At 55.5% G+C, this 18,933-nt stretch carries 18 protein-coding genes and 6 tRNA genes; 2 read left to right on the top strand and 22 right to left on the bottom strand.

Annotation, left to right across the window (positions count from 1 at the left end; genetic code table 11):
* Nucleotides 1-13 precede the first annotated feature (13 nt).
* From rlmH to leuS, 6 genes are all read right to left on the bottom strand, one after another.
* Nucleotides 14-481, bottom strand: a complete 468-nt coding sequence (rlmH, locus tag F0319_RS00405; RefSeq protein ID WP_003858701.1) for a 23S rRNA (pseudouridine(1915)-N(3))-methyltransferase RlmH — start codon at nt 479-481, stop codon at nt 14-16.
* A gap of 3 nt (nt 482-484) precedes the next feature.
* Nucleotides 485-802: a ribosome silencing factor gene (rsfS, locus tag F0319_RS00400; protein ID WP_023334893.1), complete on the bottom strand. Its 318-nt coding sequence runs from the start codon at nt 800-802 to the stop codon at nt 485-487.
* A gap of 268 nt (nt 803-1,070) precedes the next feature.
* A complete protein-coding gene (nadD, locus tag F0319_RS00395; RefSeq protein WP_045402141.1) occupies nt 1,071-1,736 on the bottom strand; it encodes a nicotinate-nucleotide adenylyltransferase in 666 nt (221 codons plus the stop codon).
* Entirely contained in the window at nt 1,729-2,760 is a 1,032-nt protein-coding gene (gene holA, locus F0319_RS00390) for a DNA polymerase III subunit delta (protein ID WP_149366172.1), read from the bottom strand. The genes nadD and holA overlap by 8 nt, the downstream gene beginning before the upstream one ends.
* A complete protein-coding gene (gene lptE / locus F0319_RS00385) occupies nt 2,760-3,329 on the bottom strand; it encodes an LPS assembly lipoprotein LptE (protein WP_111964394.1) in 570 nt (189 codons plus the stop codon). Before lptE ends, holA begins: the two co-directional genes overlap by 1 nt.
* A 14-nt stretch (nt 3,330-3,343) precedes the next feature.
* The gene (gene leuS / locus F0319_RS00380) at nt 3,344-5,926 is read right to left on the bottom strand and encodes a leucine--tRNA ligase (RefSeq protein ID WP_146749031.1); all 2,583 of its coding nucleotides are present in this window, start codon (nt 5,924-5,926) and stop codon (nt 3,344-3,346) included.
* A gap of 214 nt (nt 5,927-6,140) precedes the next feature.
* Here leuS and F0319_RS00375 point away from each other — a divergent pair, with 214 nt between their 5' ends.
* Nucleotides 6,141-6,623: a zinc ribbon-containing protein gene (locus F0319_RS00375; RefSeq protein ID WP_111964474.1), complete on the top strand. Its 483-nt coding sequence runs from the start codon at nt 6,141-6,143 to the stop codon at nt 6,621-6,623.
* Nucleotides 6,624-6,686: 63 nt separating this feature from the next.
* On the opposite strand, the gene rihA is transcribed toward F0319_RS00375, so the two are convergent.
* The 10 genes from rihA to miaB all read right to left on the bottom strand — a co-directional run bounded on the left by rihA (nt 6,687) and on the right by miaB (nt 16,910).
* Nucleotides 6,687-7,625 (bottom strand): pyrimidine-specific ribonucleoside hydrolase RihA, encoded by a 939-nt coding sequence (gene rihA, locus F0319_RS00370; RefSeq protein ID WP_149366030.1) that lies wholly within the window; start codon nt 7,623-7,625, stop codon nt 6,687-6,689.
* Nucleotides 7,626-7,745: 120 nt separating this feature from the next.
* Nucleotides 7,746-8,471, bottom strand: a complete 726-nt coding sequence (locus F0319_RS00365) for an amino acid ABC transporter ATP-binding protein (RefSeq protein WP_014883001.1) — start codon at nt 8,469-8,471, stop codon at nt 7,746-7,748.
* Complete coding sequence (gene gltK, locus F0319_RS00360; RefSeq protein ID WP_111964391.1) at nt 8,471-9,145, bottom strand: glutamate/aspartate ABC transporter permease GltK; 675 nt, start codon at nt 9,143-9,145, stop codon at nt 8,471-8,473. Before gltK ends, F0319_RS00365 begins: the two co-directional genes overlap by 1 nt.
* Entirely contained in the window at nt 9,145-9,885 is a 741-nt protein-coding gene (gene gltJ / locus F0319_RS00355) for a glutamate/aspartate ABC transporter permease GltJ (protein WP_008501048.1), read from the bottom strand. The genes gltK and gltJ overlap by 1 nt, the downstream gene beginning before the upstream one ends.
* A gap of 155 nt (nt 9,886-10,040) precedes the next feature.
* The gene (locus F0319_RS00350; protein WP_008501049.1) at nt 10,041-10,946 is read right to left on the bottom strand and encodes an amino acid ABC transporter substrate-binding protein; all 906 of its coding nucleotides are present in this window, start codon (nt 10,944-10,946) and stop codon (nt 10,041-10,043) included.
* Nucleotides 10,947-11,299: 353 nt separating this feature from the next.
* Nucleotides 11,300-12,838, bottom strand: a complete 1,539-nt coding sequence (gene lnt, locus F0319_RS00340) for an apolipoprotein N-acyltransferase (RefSeq protein ID WP_111964389.1) — start codon at nt 12,836-12,838, stop codon at nt 11,300-11,302.
* A gap of 5 nt (nt 12,839-12,843) precedes the next feature.
* On the bottom strand, nt 12,844-13,722 hold the full coding sequence (gene corC / locus F0319_RS00335; protein WP_021242574.1) for a CNNM family magnesium/cobalt transport protein CorC: 879 nt from the start codon (nt 13,720-13,722) through the stop codon (nt 12,844-12,846).
* An 89-nt stretch (nt 13,723-13,811) separates the two neighbouring features.
* The gene (gene ybeY / locus F0319_RS00330; protein ID WP_008501052.1) at nt 13,812-14,279 is read right to left on the bottom strand and encodes an rRNA maturation RNase YbeY; all 468 of its coding nucleotides are present in this window, start codon (nt 14,277-14,279) and stop codon (nt 13,812-13,814) included.
* Complete coding sequence (locus F0319_RS00325) at nt 14,276-15,322, bottom strand: PhoH family protein (RefSeq protein WP_149366029.1); 1,047 nt, start codon at nt 15,320-15,322, stop codon at nt 14,276-14,278. Before F0319_RS00325 ends, ybeY begins: the two co-directional genes overlap by 4 nt.
* Nucleotides 15,323-15,485: 163 nt before the next feature.
* Nucleotides 15,486-16,910 carry a tRNA (N6-isopentenyl adenosine(37)-C2)-methylthiotransferase MiaB gene (gene miaB, locus F0319_RS00320; protein WP_111964387.1) on the bottom strand — a complete coding sequence of 475 codons (1,425 nt, stop codon included), beginning with the start codon at nt 16,908-16,910 and terminating at the stop codon, nt 15,486-15,488.
* Between the two features lie 135 nt (nt 16,911-17,045).
* Between miaB and ubiF the strand changes: the two genes are divergently transcribed.
* Nucleotides 17,046-18,221: a 3-demethoxyubiquinol 3-hydroxylase gene (gene ubiF / locus F0319_RS00315; RefSeq protein WP_149366028.1), complete on the top strand. Its 1,176-nt coding sequence runs from the start codon at nt 17,046-17,048 to the stop codon at nt 18,219-18,221.
* Nucleotides 18,222-18,318: 97 nt separating this feature from the next.
* Here the strand turns inward: ubiF and F0319_RS00310 are convergent.
* The 6 genes from F0319_RS00310 to F0319_RS00285 form a co-directional block, all read right to left on the bottom strand.
* Nucleotides 18,319-18,393 (bottom strand) — tRNA-Gln (locus F0319_RS00310).
* Nucleotides 18,394-18,429: 36 nt separating this feature from the next.
* Nucleotides 18,430-18,504: transfer RNA gene (locus F0319_RS00305), tRNA-Gln, on the bottom strand.
* A 40-nt stretch (nt 18,505-18,544) separates the two neighbouring features.
* Nucleotides 18,545-18,621: transfer RNA gene (locus tag F0319_RS00300), tRNA-Met, on the bottom strand.
* A 17-nt stretch (nt 18,622-18,638) separates the two neighbouring features.
* A tRNA-Gln gene (locus F0319_RS00295) sits at nt 18,639-18,713 on the bottom strand.
* Nucleotides 18,714-18,745: 32 nt separating this feature from the next.
* Nucleotides 18,746-18,820: transfer RNA gene (locus F0319_RS00290), tRNA-Gln, on the bottom strand.
* Nucleotides 18,821-18,843: 23 nt separating this feature from the next.
* Nucleotides 18,844-18,928: transfer RNA gene (locus tag F0319_RS00285), tRNA-Leu, on the bottom strand.
* Nucleotides 18,929-18,933: the final 5 nt, after the last annotated feature.

The raw sequence follows: 18,933 nt of genomic DNA, 5'->3' as shown, positions 1-18,933 counted from the left end.
CCCTGGTCAGTCATTACTCGCGGTGATAGGGGTGGTTGGTAGTAATGCTCCACGCGCGATACAGGCTTTCAGCCACCAGTACCCGAACGAGCGGGTGGGGAAGCGTCAGCGCGGAGAGGGACCAACTTTGTTCAGCCGCCGCTTTGCAGGCAGGGGATAACCCTTCTGGCCCGCCAATCAACAGACTGACGTCACGGCCATCCTGCTTCCAGCGCTCCAGTTCATGCGCCAGCTGCGGCGTATCCCAGGGCTTACCTGGAATATCGAGGGTGACGATGCGGTTCTTGCCTGCGGCAGCCAGCATCAGTTCGCCCTCTTTATCGAGAATACGTTTGATATCAGCGTTCTTGCCGCGCTTACCGGCGGGAATTTCCACCAGCTCGAACGGCATGTCTTTTGGAAAACGACGCAGATATTCAGTAAAACCGGTTTGTACCCAGTCCGGCATTTTGGTGCCGACAGCGACCAGCTGCAACTTCACGCATTAACCCCAGAGTTTTTCCAGCTCATACAGGCGACGGCTCTCGTCCTGCATGACGTGGACAATCACATCGCCGAGGTCGACCACCACCCAGTCAGCCGTCGCTTCACCTTCAACGCCCAGCGGCAACAGCCCTGCTGCACGCGATTCCTGAACCACGTGATCGGCAATTGAAACAACATGACGCGTCGATGTACCGGTGCAGATGATCATGCAGTCGGTAATACTGGATTTACCCTTAACGTCGATAGCGATGATGTCCTGACCTTTCAGGTCATCAATTTTGTCAATAACAAAATCCTGGAGTGCTTTACCCTGCAAGTTTTCCCCCTGGGTGAATGAGATTGTAAAACTTTGAATTCGTAGCCAGACAGTATACCTGAACTCACGCCTGTGTCGGGACAAATGTCTCCGGTCGGGCTTCAGAAGGCGGGTATCATCCCACCCTCCGCCTGAGATTGCATCGCCATTTTTGTAAAACAATTTCTGTAAAGCAATTATCGGCGGGAAAGTCTGGCAGCGGAGAATAACAGTATGGCTTACCCTGTCAAGGCAGGATAAACAATAAGCCCCTTTTTATGCCCTCCGGCTATTCATCTGCGCTTTTCTGATACAAACCGTGCGCATGGATATAGGCTAACACCGGTGCGGGGAGCAGATCGTCACAGGCTAAACCCTGCTGTAAACGCTCACGAATGAGGGTCGCAGAGATATCGAACCACGGCGTTTCCGCAAGATAGATCTTCCCGGCAGGCTGATTGTGAAGATCTTCAACATTATCGGTGAGATGGTCTTCCAGCCACTGCTGGTACTGCGCTTCGCGCATGGTCAGCGGATAGCCCGGACGGCGGCAGACCAGCAAATGGCTGTTCTCCAGAATAGTTTCATACTGATGCCATGTGGGGAAATTCAGCAGGGAATCCTGGCCGATGATAAACGCCAGCGGCTGGTCTGGCCCTTGTTCGGCGCGCCACTCCTGAAGCGTCTGAGATGTCCAGGAGGGTGTGTCGCGACGCAGCTCACGCTCGTCAAGTCGGAAGAGGGGTTTATCCGCGATGGCAAGGGCAAGCATCTCTTTTCGCTGCTCGCTGGTCGCCTCGGGCTGTGGACGATGGGGCGGGACATTGTTGGGCATAATGGTGACGCGCTGAAGGCCGATCAGATTCGCCAGAATTTCAACCGGCTTCAGATGCCCGTAATGTACCGGGTCGAAGGTGCCGCCATATAAGGCCTGTAAAGAATGCATGCTATCCATCAATAAAAACGTCTGCCAGCGCCTTGTGGCAGAGCAGCAGAGAAAGGCTTTCCAGCTCCGCCCACACCGACTGGCCGTAATCTTGTTTTAACGTGAGCTCTGCGCGCATCAGAAGCTGTACAGCCTGACGAAGCTGTTCATGACTCAGGCGGTTGACGGCCTCGGTGGTCAAAGCCCGGCGATTTTGCCACACGCGGTGTTTATCAAACAGCGAACGCAGCGGCGTATGGGCAGACTGACGCTTGAGCGTAATCAGCAGCAGTAATTCGCGCTGCAGCGTACGCAGCAGAATAACGGGTTCGCTCCCTTCGAGACGCAGCTGTTGCAGAATATGCAGGGCGCGTTTGCTTTTCGCCGACAGCAGCGCGTCCACCCAGTGGAACGGCGTGAAGTGTGCCGCGTCGTTAACGGCCTGCTCGACGCGCGGCAAGGTCAGCTTGCCATCCGGCCAGAGCAGGGAGAGTCTGTCCAGCGCCTGTGCCAGTGCAAGCAGATTGCCTTCATAGCAGTAGCAGAGCAGTTGGTTCGCCGCATCATCCAGCTCAAGGTTGTTCTGCTTCGCTCTCGCTGCGACCCATTTTGGCAGATGCGCCTGTTCAGGCGTCTGACAGGTGACCTGCACCGCGTGGGCTGCGATTTGGGTGAACCACGCCGCGTTTTCCTGCGCTTTGGTGAGCTTGTTACCGCGCACAATCAGCAGCAGATCGCTGTGAAGCAGGCTGACCAGCGTGGCCAGCTGTTCATTGATGGCCGCGTTAGGGCCGTTCTCCGGCAGCAGGATCTGAATAGTCTGGCGCGACGCAAAAAGGCTCATCGCCTGACAGAGTGAGAAGAGGGCATTCCAGTCGGTGCTGTTATCCAGCTGGACGGTGTGGTGTTCATCAAAGCCCTGAGAAGCGGCCTCATGCCGCACGGCATCCAGGCTTTCCTGAAGTAATAACGGATCGTTTCCAAGAAGCAGATACGCCGCGCGCAGCCCTTCTTTGAGCTGCGCGCGGAGTTGTTCAGGATACAGCCTGATCATCATTTACCCAGAGAGTTAGCAGCAGGAAGCGTGCCAGCAACCGGTTTTTCAACAATGTCAGAGCCTTGTTTGGTAGACGCTGCAATACTTGGCAGTTTACGGATCAGCTGTTCCGCCGCCTTGTCGTACATTTCGTTGATGATAATCTGCTGTTCGGCATCTTTTGCCAGCGCCGTCTGCGGGTTATCGAAGAACGAACGGTACACTTTCGTGCTGATCGGATAGATGTCTTTACCCGGGATCAGGACCGCTGCGCTGACCGTTAGCACCATCTGATATTCAGCTGTACGGCCATCCTGGAAGATAGAAGCGGTATCTCTCGACAGACCTCCTCCTATAATACGCAGAGACGGTACATCCTGGCGCAGCGTTTGTTTCTCAACAAGCTCAACGCCGTTCAGACGCAGCTGATTACGAATTGCCCGGCTGAGTGGGCCATTCGGATCTGATGAGTCGAAAATCATCGTTTTCATCTCAGCAGGCACCGCCGTGGTATTGCGCAGGTGCCATCCGCAGCCAGCGGTGACAAGCACCGCCAGTGATAAGAGTATTGTTGCCAGTTGTCGCACGTTTCCTCCCGCGCTTAGCCAACGACCAGATTGAGCAGTTTACCCGGTACGTAGATCACTTTACGTACGGTAACGCCCTCAAGATATTTTGCGACCAGAGGTTCCTGACCCGCGCGCTCGCGAACCTGTTCTTCGGTTGCATCGACCGCCACGGTAATTTTACCGCGGACTTTACCGTTCACCTGAACCACTACCAGCGTCGTGTTTTCCACCATCGCTGCTTCGTCAGCCTGCGGCCACGGCGCGTTGTCGATATCTCCTTCGCCTTTCAGCTCCTGCCACAGGGTGAAGCTAACGTGTGGAGTGAACGGGTTCAGCATGCGAACAACAGCCAGCAGTGCTTCACGCATTAAGGCGCGATCCTGCTCACCGTCCTGCGGGGCTTTCGCCAGCTTGTTCATCAGTTCCATAATAGCCGCAATTGCGGTATTGAAGGTCTGACGACGACCAATATCATCGGTTACTTTCGCAATCGTTTTATGAACATCACGACGCAGCGCCTGCTGATCTTCAGTCAGTGCGGCGGCGTTCAACGCTGGGGCATCACCCAGAGCAGTATGTTCATAAACCAGTTTCCAGACGCGTTTCAGGAAACGGTTAGCGCCTTCAACGCCAGATTCCTGCCACTCCAGAGTCATATCAGCCGGAGAGGCAAACATCATGAACAGACGAACGGTGTCAGCACCGTAACGCTCAACCATCACCTGTGGGTCGATACCGTTGTTTTTCGACTTGGACATCTTGCTCATGCCGGTATAAACCAGTTCATGGCCTTCGGCGTCTTTCGCCTTCACGATACGGCCTTTCTCGTCGCGCTCGACAATGGCATCAACCGGAGAAACCCAGTTACGCTCGCCGTTGGCGCCGACGTAATAGAATGCATCTGCCAGCACCATGCCCTGACACAGCAGCTGTTTGGCCGGTTCGTCAGAGTTCACCATGCCCGCATCGCGCATCAGCTTGTGGAAGAAGCGGAAGTAAAGCAGGTGCATGATGGCGTGTTCAATGCCGCCGATGTAGATATCTACCGGCAGCCAGTAGTTTGCCGCTTTGGAATCCAGCATGCCTTCCTGATACTGCGGACAGGTGTAGCGAGCATAGTACCAGGATGACTCCATAAAGGTGTCAAAGGTGTCGGTTTCGCGCAGCGCAGGCTGACCGTTGACGGTGGTTTTTGCCCACTCAGGATCGGCTTTGATCGGGCTGGTGATGCCGTCCATGACGACGTCTTCCGGCAGGATCACCGGGAGCTGATCTTCCGGCGTTGGCATCACGGTGCCATCTTCCAGCGTCACCATTGGGATTGGTGCACCCCAGTAACGCTGACGGGATACGCCCCAGTCGCGCAGACGGAAGTTAACCTTACGCTCACCCACGCCCAGAGAGGCCAGCTTATCGGCGATGGCATTGAAGCCCTCTTCGAAGCTCAGACCGCTGAACTCGCCGGAGTTGAACAAGGTCCCTTTTTCGGTCAGCGCTTGTTCAGACAGGTCTGGTTCTGAACCGTCAGCCGCCAGGATAACAGGCTTGATGGTCAGGCCATATTTGGTGGCAAATTCGTAGTCGCGCTGATCGTGACCCGGAACGGCCATCACGGCGCCCGTGCCGTATTCCATCAGTACGAAGTTGGCGGCCCAGACAGGGATCGCTTCGCCCGTCAGCGGGTGAATGGCTTTAAAGCCGGTATCAACGCCTTTTTTCTCCATCGTTGCCATATCGGCTTCGGCCACTTTGGTGTTGCGGCATTCGTCGATGAAGGTAGCCAGTTCCGGATTGTTTTCTGCCGCTTTCTGCGCCAGCGGGTGACCTGCGGCCACGGCCAGGTAGGTCGCGCCCATGAAGGTGTCCGGACGGGTGGTGTAGACGGTCAGGGTCTGGTCGTAGTTCTCAACGTTGAAGGTGATTTCCACGCCTTCGGAACGGCCGATCCAGTTGCGCTGCATGGTCTTAACGGTATCTGGCCAGTGGTCCAGGTTATCCAGATCGTTCAGCAGCTCATCAGCATAAGCGGTGATTTTGATAAACCACTGCGGGATCTCTTTACGCTCTACTTTGGTGTCGCAGCGCCAGCAGCAGCCATCAATAACCTGTTCGTTCGCGAGAACGGTCTGGTCGTTCGGGCACCAGTTAACGGCAGAGGTCTTCTTATACACCAGCCCTTTTTTGTACAGCTCGGTGAAGAACTTCTGCTCCCAGCGATAGTATTCTGGCGTACAGGTTGCCAGCTCGCGGCTCCAGTCATAGCCAAAGCCCAGCATTTTGAGCTGGTTTTTCATGTACGCGATGTTGTCGTACGTCCACGGTGCCGGTGCGGTGTTGTTTTTGACCGCTGCGCCTTCCGCAGGAAGACCGAACGCATCCCAGCCGATAGGCTGGAGCACGTTTTTGCCGAGCATGCGCTGGTAACGCGCAATCACATCGCCGATGGTGTAGTTACGCACGTGGCCCATGTGTAGTCGACCAGAAGGATAGGGAAGCATCGACAGGCAGTAATACTTCTCTTTGCTCTCGTCTTCGGTTACTTCAAAGGTGCGCTTCTCGTCCCAGTGTTGCTGGACTTTTGATTCTATCTCTTCCGGGCGGTATTGCTCTTGCATGGCAGCCAGTGGTCCTGTTTTCAATACAGCTACAAATGTAGCCAATGGATGTGGTAATTCAGATCCGCATAGCATAGCCCAAACGCCCGCGTCAAAACAGCCTTTCGCACAAATGCGCTTTGCAGGAATTTACCGGGTCTGTGCTTCACCTGACAAAGCGGCGATGAAATAAGGTCTATTATTAGAAATAGTTACTTACCCGGGAGGCAAAATGATGAACAAGGTTGCTCAATTTTACCGCGAACTGGTGGCGACACTGACGGAACGGCTGCGTAACGGCGAGCGCGATATCGATGCGCTGGTGGAGCAGGCGCGTGCCCGCGTGTCGCAAACGGGTGAGTTAACGCGAACCGAAGTGGAAGAGGTGACGCGTGCCGTGCGTCGCGATCTGGAGGAGTTCGCGCGCAGCTACCAGGAGAGCCAGGAGGAGGTCACGGACAGCGTTTTCATGCGGGTGATCAAAGAGAGCCTGTGGCAAGAGCTGGCCGACATCACGGATAAAACGCAGCTGGAATGGCGCGAGGTCTTTCAGGATTTGAACCACCACGGTGTGTACCACAGCGGTGAGGTGGTCGGGCTGGGAAATCTGGTGTGCGAGAATTGCCACCACCATATTGCGGTCTATACGCCGGACGTGCTGCCGCTGTGTCCGAAATGCGGCCACGATCAGTTCCAGCGTCGGCCGTTTGAGCCCTAAGTAAAGCGCAGGTTTGCGCCCTCTCCCTGTGGGAGAGGGCCGGGGTGAGGGCATCAGGCCCCACTACGCACTATAGTAAGCCAGCCTCTCCGCCAGCAAATCCACAAACGCCTCCCGGTCAATATCCACCATCACCGTAGTATTCGGCTTATTTCCCGTCAGCGAGTAGTAGTCCACCACCGTCATGCCCTGGGTGTATTTCCCCTGCGTTTCGACGCCAACCCATCTGTGAACCGTAGTAAACATCTCCGGTTTTAACAGCCAGGCAATGGTGCACGGATCGTGCAGCGGCGCGCCGTGGAAGCCCCACTTCTCGGCTTTGTGATACTCCATAAAGAAGTCGAGCAGCTCAGCCACGGTTGTCGCGACCGGATTACCCACGGCACGGAAGCGCTCAATGTCGTCTGCCATAATCTGTGCGCGATGGGTCACGTCCAGCCCTGCCATCACAACTGGCAAGCCTGACTGGAACACAATCTCCGCCGCTTCCGGGTCGACAAAAATGTTGAATTCTGCGGACGGCGTCCAGTTTCCCAGCCCCATGGCTCCGCCCGTGATGACGATACGGGCGATTTTACCGTGCAGTTCAGGATGGCAGTTCAGCAGCAGCGCGACGTTGGTTTGCGGTCCCGTTGCCACCAGCGTGACGGGCTCCGCGCTCTCGCGCAGCACCTTCGCCATCAGCTCCACGGCGGTACAGTTTTGCGGCGTAAAGCCCGGCTCCGGCAGTGCCGGACCGTCCAGCCCGCTTTCACCATGCACGTTATCCGCGATAATTAATTCACGCATCAGGGGCTTGAGGGCGCCACCGGCGACGGGAATATCGGTGCGCCCAAGCAGCGTCAGCATGCGCAAAACGTTACGCAGGGTTTTAACCGGCGTCTGGTTTCCGGCGGAAGAAGTGACGGCTTTGACGTCGAGTTCAGGGGAGGCAAGTGCAAGAACGAGCGCGATCGCGTCATCATGACCCGGATCGCAATCGAAAATGATGGGTTGTGCCATAGCGTTCTCCATTCATAGCGTTATTTTGTGACAAGGTTAACGCTGCAATGTGACGCCGAATAGATAAAGAGAGTTAAAGCGTGAAGCAGTGCGCAATCCGCAGATTGCGCACCGGGAAGATTAGTGCAGGATTTTGGCGAGGAAATCTTTCGCACGTTCAGATTTCGGGTTGGCGAAGAACTCCTCTTTCGGAGAATCTTCGACAATTTTCCCTTCGTCCATAAAGATCACGCGGTTGGCCACCTTACGGGCGAAGCCCATTTCGTGGGTCACAACCATCATGGTCATCCCTTCGTGCGCCAGCTCGACCATCACGTCCAGCACTTCGTTGATCATCTCTGGATCGAGCGCCGACGTGGGCTCATCAAACAGCATCGCCACCGGATCCATGCACAGCGCGCGGGCGATCGCCACACGCTGCTGTTGGCCGCCGGAGAGCTGCGCCGGGAACTTATCGGCATGCGCCGAGAGCCCAACGCGTTCCAGGAGCTTAAGGCCTTTCTCGCGCGACGCTTTTTTATCACGCTTTAGCACTTTTACCTGAGCCAGCGTCAGGTTCTCAATAATGGAGAGGTGTGGGAACAGCTCAAAATGCTGGAACACCATGCCAACGTGAGAGCGAAGCTGGGCGAGGTTGGTTTTCTTGTCGTTGACTTTGGTGCCGTTGACGACGATCTCACCCTGCTGGACCGGCTCCAGTCCGTTAACGGTTTTGATCAGCGTCGATTTACCGGAACCGGACGGCCCGCACACCACTACCACATCACCTTTTTTTACCTCGGTGGAGCAGTCGGTCAGCACCTGAAAGTGCCCATACCATTTAGAAACATTTTTCAGGGAAATCATTATACCGTCCTTTTCTTCAGCCAGCTGACCAACAGCGACGCGCTTAAACTAATCACAAAATAGACCGCACCCGCAAAGAGCACCATCTCAACCTGCGTACCATCACGTTCGCCGATGGTTGACGCGGTACGGAAAAAGTCTGCCAGGCTCAGCACGTAGACCAGCGAGGTATCCTGGAACAACACGATACCTTGGGTAAGCAGGAGCGGAACCATGGCGCGAAACGCCTGCGGCAGAATAATGAGCTGCATGGACTGCCAGTGCGTCATCCCCAGGGCCAGCGCGGCGCTGGATTGCCCACGGGAGATACTCTGAATGCCCGCTCGGATAATCTCAGAGTAGTAAGCGGCCTCAAACATTGAGAACGCCACCATGGCGGAGATCAGACGGATATCGGTTTTCGGCGACAGCCCCAGCACGTTTTGCAGGAAGCCGGGCACGATCAGGTAAAACCACAGCAGCACCATTACCAGCGGGATGGAGCGGAACACGTTAACGTAGGCGGTCGCAAACCATGCGAGCGGCTTAAAGCTCGACAGGCGCATGACGGCCAGCAGGGTGCCCCAGACGATACCGACGATGATGGCAATGACGGTGATTTTTAAGGTAATCATCAGTCCATCAAGCAGGTAAGGCATGGATGGAACGACAGAACTCCAGTCAAATTCGTACATTATTTGCCCCCCATGTTGCCCGGCAGGCGAATTTTGCGTTCAACCAGGTTCATCACCAGCATGATGAAAGCGTTAATCAGAACATACGCGAGCGTGATCGCGGTGAAGGATTCCCACGCGTGAGCGGAGTAATCCAGCAGTTTGCCCGCCTGCGCGGCCATATCGACCAGGCCGATAGTCGAGGCGATGGCCGAGTTTTTCACCAGGTTCATCATCTCTGAGGTCATCGGTGGAACGATAACGCGGTAGGCGTTTGGCAGCAGCACGTAGCGGTAGGTTTGGGGCAGCGTCAGGCCCATCGCCAGGCCCGCATTTTTTTGTCCGCGCGGCAATGACTGAATGGCGGCACGCACCTGCTCGCAAACGCGCGCAGCGGTAAACAGCCCCAGACACATCATGGAGGAGACAAAGAACTGCACGTTCGGATCCAGTTCCGACTTGAACCACATGCCAATATTTTCCGGCAGCAGTTCCGGGATAACCAGATACCAGGTAAAGAATTGCACGATCAGCGGAACGTTACGGAACAGTTCCACATACAGGGTGCCAAGTGTTGAAAGAAAGCGGTTAGGGACGGTGCGCAGAATACCGAACAAAGAACCGACAAGAAACGCGATAATCCACGCCGTTATCGATAATGCCACGGTGACCTGAAAGCCGCTCCACAGCCAGCCAAGATAGGTGGTGTTGCCGAACGGGGCTTGTTGCAGGAATATGCCCCAGTTCCAGTCGATTGACATAATAAACTCCAGAAAAAAAAGGGTAGCAGCGCTACCCTCGAAGATTGGTGAGAAGCTCATTTTTCGCGCTGAGTGGGGAACGACCACTCAACGTATAGTCTGTCCATGCTTCCCGACAATCGAGAGGGCAGGAGATCCCGCCCCTGTTGTTCTAATTAGTTAAGAGCCTTGTCATTTGGAGATTTGAACAGCGCTTTCATGTCGTCAGACAGTTCAAAATTCATGTTCAGGTTTTTCGGTGGAATCGGGTTCTTGAACCATTTGTCGAACCATTTTTCCGCTTCGCCGGAGGTCTGCACCTGAGCGATGGTGTCATCGATCAGCTTTTTAAACTGCGGATCGTCTTTACGCAGCATACAGCCGTAGGCTTCTTTCGACTGCGCGGTACCGACGATATCCCAGTTGTCTGGTTTTTTCGCTTTCGCACGCTCGCCCGCCAGCAGGGCGTCATCCATCATAAACGCGACGGCACGGCCGCTTTCCAGGGTACGGAAGGAGTCGCCATGGTCTTTCGCGCTGATGATGCGCATGTCCATTTTCTTCTCGTCGTTCAGCTTGTGGAGCAGCACTTCTGACGTGGTACCGGAGGTCACGACAACCGCTTTACCTTTCAGGTCAGCGAAGTCTTTGATCTCACCGCCTTTCTTCGTCAGCAGGCGGGTACCCACGACAAAGATGGTGTCAGAGAAAGCAGCCTGTTTCTGACGCTCCAGGTTGTTAGTGGTGGAGCCACACTCGAAGTCAAAGGTGCCGTTTTGCAGCAGTGGAATACGGTTCTGTGAAGTGATTGGGATCAGCTTCACCTGCAGGTCAGGTTTGTTCAGCTTTTTCTTCACGGCTTCAACGATGGCGTTGGAGTAATCCTGTGAATAGCCCACGACTTTTTGCGTGTTGTCGTAGTAAGAGAACGGGACAGAAGATTCACGGTGGCCGACCACGATAACGCCGTTTTTGGCAATCTTGTCGAGAGTACTGCCTGCTGCAGGCGCATCTTCAGCGTGAACCACGCCTGCAGACATTCCCATAACCAGCATTGCTGTGGCCAGTTTACGTAATTGCATACCCAACTCCTTTTTATCAGCGCCAGTGACGCATTGATACCCATTGTGATGTTGTTATATCTCGCGCAATGCGAGTGCAGTGTTATGCAAGCTTGTTAACATTTAGTCTGGCTTAATGTAAAGATTTTGCTGCGTTATTGTTTATTTTTGCGAAGCGCGCCGCACCATTCAGAGGCAAATATCTCCCGTTGCACCGTTATGGTGCTAAAGGTGATCTACGCTGGTGCGACAAAGTTGCACGTTAAGCCAAACTGCGTTTACCTGAATAAACAAAGCAATAGGCGTGCCAGTTTTAAGATTTGGAAGGGATTGCCGGGTAAGGCGTAGCCGCCACCCGGCAACAGAAGGGAAGGTTATTTACGACGCTGGCGCAGGCTCATCAGCACCGCGCCAAAGCCGAATAGCGCGGTCAGGATCCACAGCGGCCAGTTGCCGGTGCGCGCATATGGCGTCAGGCCTGTGGTTGGCGTGACATTCGTGGTCAGCACCTCTCGGGTAAACTGCGGGATCATCGCCTGGATTTCACCCTGCGGACCAATCACAGCGGTGATGCCGTTGTTGGTGCTGCGCAGCAGCGGACGCGCCAGCTCCAGAGAGCGCATACGTGCCATCTGGAAGTGCTGCCACGGGCCGATAGACTTACCAAACCAGGCATCGTTGGAGATGGTCAGCAGATAGTCTGTATCAGGGCGGAAGTTATCGCGCACCTGCTCGCCGAGGATGATTTCGTAGCAGATAGCCGCCGTCAGGGCTGCGCCGTGCGCGTGCAGCTGAGGCTGTACGTACGGGCCGCGGCTGAAGGAGGACATCGGCAGGTCGAAGAACGGGGCCAGCGGGCGCAGAATCGACTCCAGCGGGACAAATTCACCGAACGGCACCAGATGGTTCTTGTTGTACCGGTCACTGGAGTGGTAGCTGTATTCGCTGTCTTTTCCGAGCGTAATGATGGTGTTGTAGGTGTCGTAGCGGTTCTGCTGATTCAGACGCGCATCGACAATCCCGGTGATTAGCGTGCTGCCACGAGAGAGCAGCAGGTCGTTCATCATGTTGAGGAACGGCTGCTGATTGATTTCCAGATCGGGAATGGCAGACTCCGGCCAGATAATCAGCTGCGATTTACCCATCACCTCTTCGGTGGCGTTGGCGTAGATCTTCAGCGTGTTCAGCAGCTCTTTCTCGTCCCACTTCATGGACTGCGGGATATTCCCCTGCACCATGGAAACCTGCATGGCGCGCGCGGGCTCAGGCGTGAACCACTGGATATAGCGCAGCGGGAAGGGAAGGGCGAACAGCACCAGCGCCATAACCAGCGGCTTCCAGCCGCGCGTGACCAGCGTCAGGACCAGCAGGCCGCTCACCACCATCAGCAGGAAGTTGATGGCCTCAACGCCCATTACCGGCGCCAGGCCTTTAAGCGGGCCGTCAATCTGACTGTAGCCGAACTGCAGCCACGGGAAGCCGGTCAGCACCCAGCCGCGCAGGAATTCCGTGATTTGCCAGACCACCGGTGCGGCAATGGCGACGCGCAGCCAGCTGGTTTTGGGCCACAGGCGAGAAAGGATGCCGGCGAACAGACCGGTATAGAGCGAGAGATACGCGGCGAGCAGTACCACCAGGAAGACGTTAACCGGGCCCGGCATACCGCCAAACTGGGCGATGCTGACGTAGACCCAGTTAATACCTGAGCCAAACAGCCCCAGTCCCCAGAAGTAGCCAATAGCGGCAGCCTGTACCGGACGACGATGCAGGGTCAGACCCTGAAGCCCCATCAGGGAGAGTATGGCCGCAGGCCAGATGTCGTAAGGAGAAAAAGCCAGCGTACCGCTGGCTCCGAGTAACAGCGCCAGCAGCAAACGGACGCGCTGGCGTTCAAGCAATGGGGCAAATGCCATTTACATTAATCTTCCAGTTTTGGCACCGGTGAGTCGTCCGGCGTTCTGACGTGAACCTGTATAATACGTCGGCTGTCGGCCATGGCTACTTTGAACTGGTAACCGTCGATGTCAACGGTCTCACCGCGCGCCGGGAGATGACCAAAGGCCTGCATCACCAGCCCGCCAATGGTATCGACCTCTTCATCGCTGAAGTGGGTCCCGAAGGCGTCGTTGAAGTCCTCAATGGAGGCCAGCGCGCGCACGGTCCAGGTGTGGCGGCTGAGCTGACGGAAGTCGATATCCTCTTCTTCGTCGTACTCGTCTTCGATTTCGCCCACGATCAGCTCAAGAATATCCTCGATCGTGACCAGACCGGAGACGCCACCAAATTCATCAATAACAATCGCCATGTGGTAACGCTGAGAGCGAAACTCTTTCAGCATCCGATCCACACGTTTACTTTCCGGCACAACCACGGCCTGGCGTAACACTTTTTCCATGCTGAAGGCTTCGGCATCGCTGCGCATAAACGGCAGCAGATCTTTCGCCATTAAAATCCCTTCGATGTGATCTTTATCTTCGCTGATGACCGGGAAACGCGAGTGGGCGGATTCGATGATCACATCGAGGCACTCGTCCAGGGTCTGGTTACGTTTCAGGGTGATCATCTGCGAGCGGGGGATCATGATATCGCGAACGCGCTGGTCGGCGATGTCCATAACCCCTTCGAGCATTTCGCGCGTATCTTCATCGATAAGGTCGTTCTGCCCGGAATCACGAATCAGCTCCAGCAGTTCATCACGGTTTTTGGGTTCGCCGTGGAAAAGCTGGTTCAGAATGAGGGAGAAAAATCCCTTTTTACTGGTTGTCGTGTCGCTACTGTGTGAATTGTCGTCGCTCATGGCGTTTGTTAAGGGTTCTCTTGTTAGTTCAACGTTTACCGCCACGCGATATCCTTTCGTGGCGGCAGGGGAGTCAGTCAGGTGACGGACTATTCTTTCTCGGCAATGTACGGATCCTCATAGCCCAGAGCAAGCATTATCTCTGTCTCGAGGGACTCCATCTCTTCCGCTTCGTCATCTTCAATGTGATCGTAGCCGAGCAGATGCAGACTGCCGTGTACCACCATATGCGCCCAGTGGGCCTCAAGCGGCTTTTGCTGCTCTTTCGCTTCCTGTTCAACCACCTGACGGCAGATGATCAGATCGCCCAGCAGCGGCATCTCGATACCCGGCGGCGCTTCGAACGGGAAAGAGAGCACGTTGGTCGGCTTATCTTTCCCGCGATAGGTCAGGTTAAGCTCATGGCTTTCCGCTTCATCCACCAGGCGAATCGTAACTTCTGATTCTTCCTGAAACTGAGGAATAACGGCATCCAGCCATTTCTGAAACTGTGCCTCATCTGGCATGCCGGAATTGTCTTCACAGGCCAGCTGTAAATCGAGGATCACCTGACTCATTTCTGTTCTTGCTCCTGCGCTTCGCGCTTACGTTCTGCGGCCAGTTCGGCCTTACGCTTCTGATCCGCCTCTTCCCAGGCTTCATAGGCGTTTACGATACGCGCGACCACCGGGTGGCGTACCACGTCTTCACTGTGGAAGAAGTTAAAGCTGATTTCGTCGACCTCGGCCAGCACCTCGATGGCGTGGCGCAGGCCGGATTTGGAGCTGCGCGGCAGGTCGATCTGGGTGACGTCGCCGGTGATGACCGCTTTCGAGTTAAAGCCGATACGCGTCAGGAACATCTTCATCTGTTCGATGGTGGTGTTCTGGCTCTCATCGAGAATGATGAACGCATCGTTCAGCGTACGGCCGCGCATGTAGGCGAGCGGGGCAACTTCGATAACGTTACGCTCAATGAGCTTCTCGACCTTCTCAAAGCCCAGCATTTCGAACAGCGCATCGTATAAAGGACGCAGATACGGGTCGACCTTCTGGCTCAGATCGCCCGGCAGGAAGCCCAGCTTTTCGCCCGCTTCAACGGCCGGACGGGTCAGCAGAATTCGACGGATCTCCTGGCGTTCCAGCGCATCGACCGCCGCGGCAACGGCCAGATAGGTTTTACCCGTGCCCGCCGGCCCCACCCCGAAGGTGATGTCGTGGTCGAGGATATTGGCGATGTACTGTGCCTGGTTTGGCGTACGCGGCTTAATGACGCCACGTTTCGTCTTGATATTGATTGCCTTACCGTAGTCCGGAACGCTTTCCGCGCTTTGCTCAAGCACGCGCGCCTCTTTAATAGCGAGGTGAATTTGTTCCGGTTCGATATCCTGAATTTCGCCGCGCATCGGGGAGGTATCGACATACAAGCTACGCAGAATGTCCGCAGCGGCATTGACGCAGATAGGGCGTCCGGTAAGTTTGAAATGATTATCGCGACGATTGATTTCGATACCCAGACGTCGCTCCAGTTGTTTGATGTTGTCATCAAACGGCCCGCACAGGCTCAGCAGGCGAGCGTTGTCTGCTGGCTCAAGGCTAATTTCACGCGTATCTATGTTCAAACTGTTCCTCTTTGATTGGTTAACTGACCCGCTGCCACACGGCGCAATAAAACGGTCATTACCGAAATTATTCACGCCACAGAATAAAGGCGCAAGCGTTGCGGAAGATATTGGGGATGATGAGAGGAAATACAAGGCCTGCCGGAAGGGCAGGCCAGAAGGATTATGGCTGGTAAATCCCAACGCCAGAATCGTTTTCTTTGCGAGTACGAGAGATGACGGATTCAGGTGACTCGGCAATACGCAGGCCCATTTCATCCTCGGTGCGGACCACTTTCGCGCGCAGCGAGTTGGTCAGCACTTCGATAATCTCGACGTCCACGAATTTACCGATCATATCCGGAGTGCCTTCAAAGTTCACCACGCGGTTGTTTTCAGTACGACCGGACAGCTCCATAATGCTCTTACGGGAAGTGCCTTCCACCAGAATGCGCTGAACGGTGCCGAGCATGCGGCGGCTCCACGCGTTGGCCTGCTGGTTAATACGTTCCTGCAGAATATACAGACGTTGCTTTTTCTCTTCTTCCGGCACATCGTCAACCATATCGGCCGCCGGTGTCCCGGGACGCGCAGAGAAGATGAAGCTGTAGCTGACGTCAAAATTCACTTCGCCGATGAGCTTCATGGTGCGCTCGAAGTCATCAGCGGTTTCGCCAGGGAAGCCGACGATAAAGTCAGAGCTAATCTGGATATCCGGACGCGCTTCACGCAGCTTGCGAATGGTGGACTTATATTCCAGCACCGTATGCGGGCGGCCCATCAGGTTCAGCACGCGGTCAGAGCCGCACTGAATCGGCAGGTGCAGGAAGCTCACCAGCTCTGGCGTATCGCGATAGACGTCAATGATGTCATCGGTAAACTCCATCGGATGGCTGGTGGTAAAGCGAATGCGGTCGATGCCGTCAATCGCGGCCACCAGGCGCAGCAGCTCAGCAAAGCTGCCGGTGGTACCGTCGTAGTTTTCCCCTCGCCAGGCGTTAACGTTCTGGCCCAGCAGGTTAACTTCGCGAACGCCCTGCGCGGCAAGCTGTGCGATTTCAAACAGAATATCGTCTGCCGGACGGCTGACTTCTTCACCACGGGTGTAAGGCACCACGCAGTACGTGCAGTATTTGTTGCAGCCCTCCATGATGGAGACGAAGGCGGTTGGGCCATCGGCTCGCGGCTCTGGCAGACGGTCGAATTTTTCGATTTCCGGGAAGCTGACGTCAACGACCGGGCTACGGTTGCCGCGAACCTGATTGATCATCTCCGGCAGGCGGTGCAGGGTCTGAGGACCAAAGACAATATCCACATACGGGGCTCTCTGGCGGATCAGCTTGCCTTCCTGCGACGCGACGCAGCCGCCCACCCCGATGATCAGGTCCGGATTTTTTCGTTTGAGAAGTTTCCAGCGCCCTAATACGTGAAAGACTTTTTCCTGCGCTTTTTCACGAATCGAACAGGTGTTCAGCAGCAGCACGTCCGCTTCTTTCGCATTTTCAGTCAGCTGGTATCCGTGGGTGGTATCCAGCAGATCGGCCATCTTGGATGAATCGTATTCGTTCATCTGACAGCCCCAGGTTTTTATATGGAGTTTTTTAGTCATCGACTTGCTCAGCTCAGGATTGCAAGCCGCGTATTGTAATGCTTTGGTGGGGTTGTGACCAGTATGAAGGTTGTGTGTCTCAGGACCGCAAAAATCCGGTAAACTTAAGGGATTCTCCAATAAGGAAAATTGACCATGACACTCCTACACACCGAAGTTGCCGTTGTCGGCGGCGGTATGGTCGGCGGCGCGCTGGCGCTGGGGCTGGCGAAGCAGGGATTTGAGGTAACGATAATTGAACAGGCTGCTCCGCCGGCCTTCGATCCCGCTAGCAAACCTGATGTGCGCATATCCGCGATCAGCGCGGCGTCCGTCGATCTGCTGCGCGGGCTGGGCGTCTGGGAGGCGGTGCTGGAAATGCGCGCGCACCCCTATAGCCGTCTTGAAACCTGGGAGTGGGAAAATGCCCACGTCGCGTTTGATGCCGCTGAGCTGAAGCTGCCGCGCCTGGGCTATATGGTGGAAAACAACGTGCTCCAGCGGGCGCTCTGGCAGTCGCTGGAGGCGCATCCGCAGGTGACGCTGCGCGTGCCTGCGTCGCTTAAGGCGCTGCATCCTCACGAGAGTGGGTATTTACTGACGCTCGATAGCGGCGATGAGCTGGCCGTGAAGCTGGTCATTGGGGCGGACGGTGCTAACTCGCAGGTTAGACAGATGGCGGGAATTGGGATTCATGCCTGGCAGTATGAGCAGTCCTGCATGCTGATTACCGTCGAGTGCGAGAATGCACCGGGCGAGAGTACCTGGCAGCACTTTACCCCGAATGGCCCGCACGCCTTTTTACCGCTGTTCGATAACTGGGGATCGCTGGTGTGGTACGACAAACCGGCGCGCATTCGCCAGCTGCAGGGGCTTTCAATGGAGCAATTGCAGCGGGAAATCCGCCTGCACTTCCCGAGCCGTCTGGGCAACGTCACGCCGGTCGCCGCAGGGGCATTCCCGCTCACGCGACGTCACGCTTTGCAGTATGCCCGTGAAGGGCTGGCGCTGGTGGGCGATGCGGCACACACCATTCATCCGCTGGCCGGGCAGGGTGTCAACCTGGGGTATCGTGATGTCGATGCGTTACTGGATGTGCTGGGCAGCGCCCGCGAACACGCGGAAAACTGGGCCAGCCATCAGGTCCTGAAGCGTTATCAGACGCGACGCATGGCGGATAACTTTATCATGCAGTCGGGAATGGATCTGTTCTATGCCGGGTTCAGCAATGATTTAGCCCCGGTGCGCATTCTGCGTAATATTGGATTGATGGCAGCGGAGCGTGCCGGTGGCTTGAAGCGTCAGGCGCTCAAGTACGCCCTGGGACTTTAATATTGATGCCCTCTCCCCATGGGAGAGGGCATCAGGCTACTCGATTCTGAACAACAAAAACAAAAAAGCCCGCAGAGCGGGCTTTTTTGTTACTAAGTGGCTGGGGTGCAGGGATTCGAACCCCGGAATGCTGGTATCAGAAACCAGAGCCTTACCGCTTGGCGACACCCCAATTGCGTTAAACAAACTGCTTAACGACTTTTTAAATTGGCTGGGGTACGAGGATTCGAACCTCGGAATGCCGGAATCAGAATCCGGTGCCTTACCGCTTGGCGATACCCCAACAATTTGTCTTGATTACCGAAAAATCGACAATCTTAATTTGGTGGCTACGACGGGATTCGAACCTGTGACCCCATCATTATGAGTGATGTGCTCTAACCAACTGAGCTACGTAGCCAGTACTGCAATCTTCGATGGCTGGGGTACCTGGATTCGAACCAGGGAATGCCGGTATCAAAAACCGGTGCCTTACCGCTTGGCGATACCCCAATACCGCGGAGAACCGCAAAATCGAAGAAATATGGCTGGGGTACCTGGATTCGAACCAGGGAATGCCGGTATCAAAAACCGGTGCCTTACCGCTTGGCGATACCCCATCCGTGCAACGCTTACCCGGGAATGGTGCGGGAGGCGAGACTTGAACTCGCACACCTTGCGGCGCCAGAACCTAAATCTGGTGCGTCTACCAATTTCGCCACTCCCGCAAAAA

The sequence above is a fragment of the Enterobacter vonholyi genome (genome assembly GCF_008364555.1).
Lineage (GTDB): Bacteria > Pseudomonadota > Gammaproteobacteria > Enterobacterales > Enterobacteriaceae > Enterobacter > Enterobacter vonholyi.
This window is presented reverse-complemented; position numbering and strand designations above follow the sequence as displayed.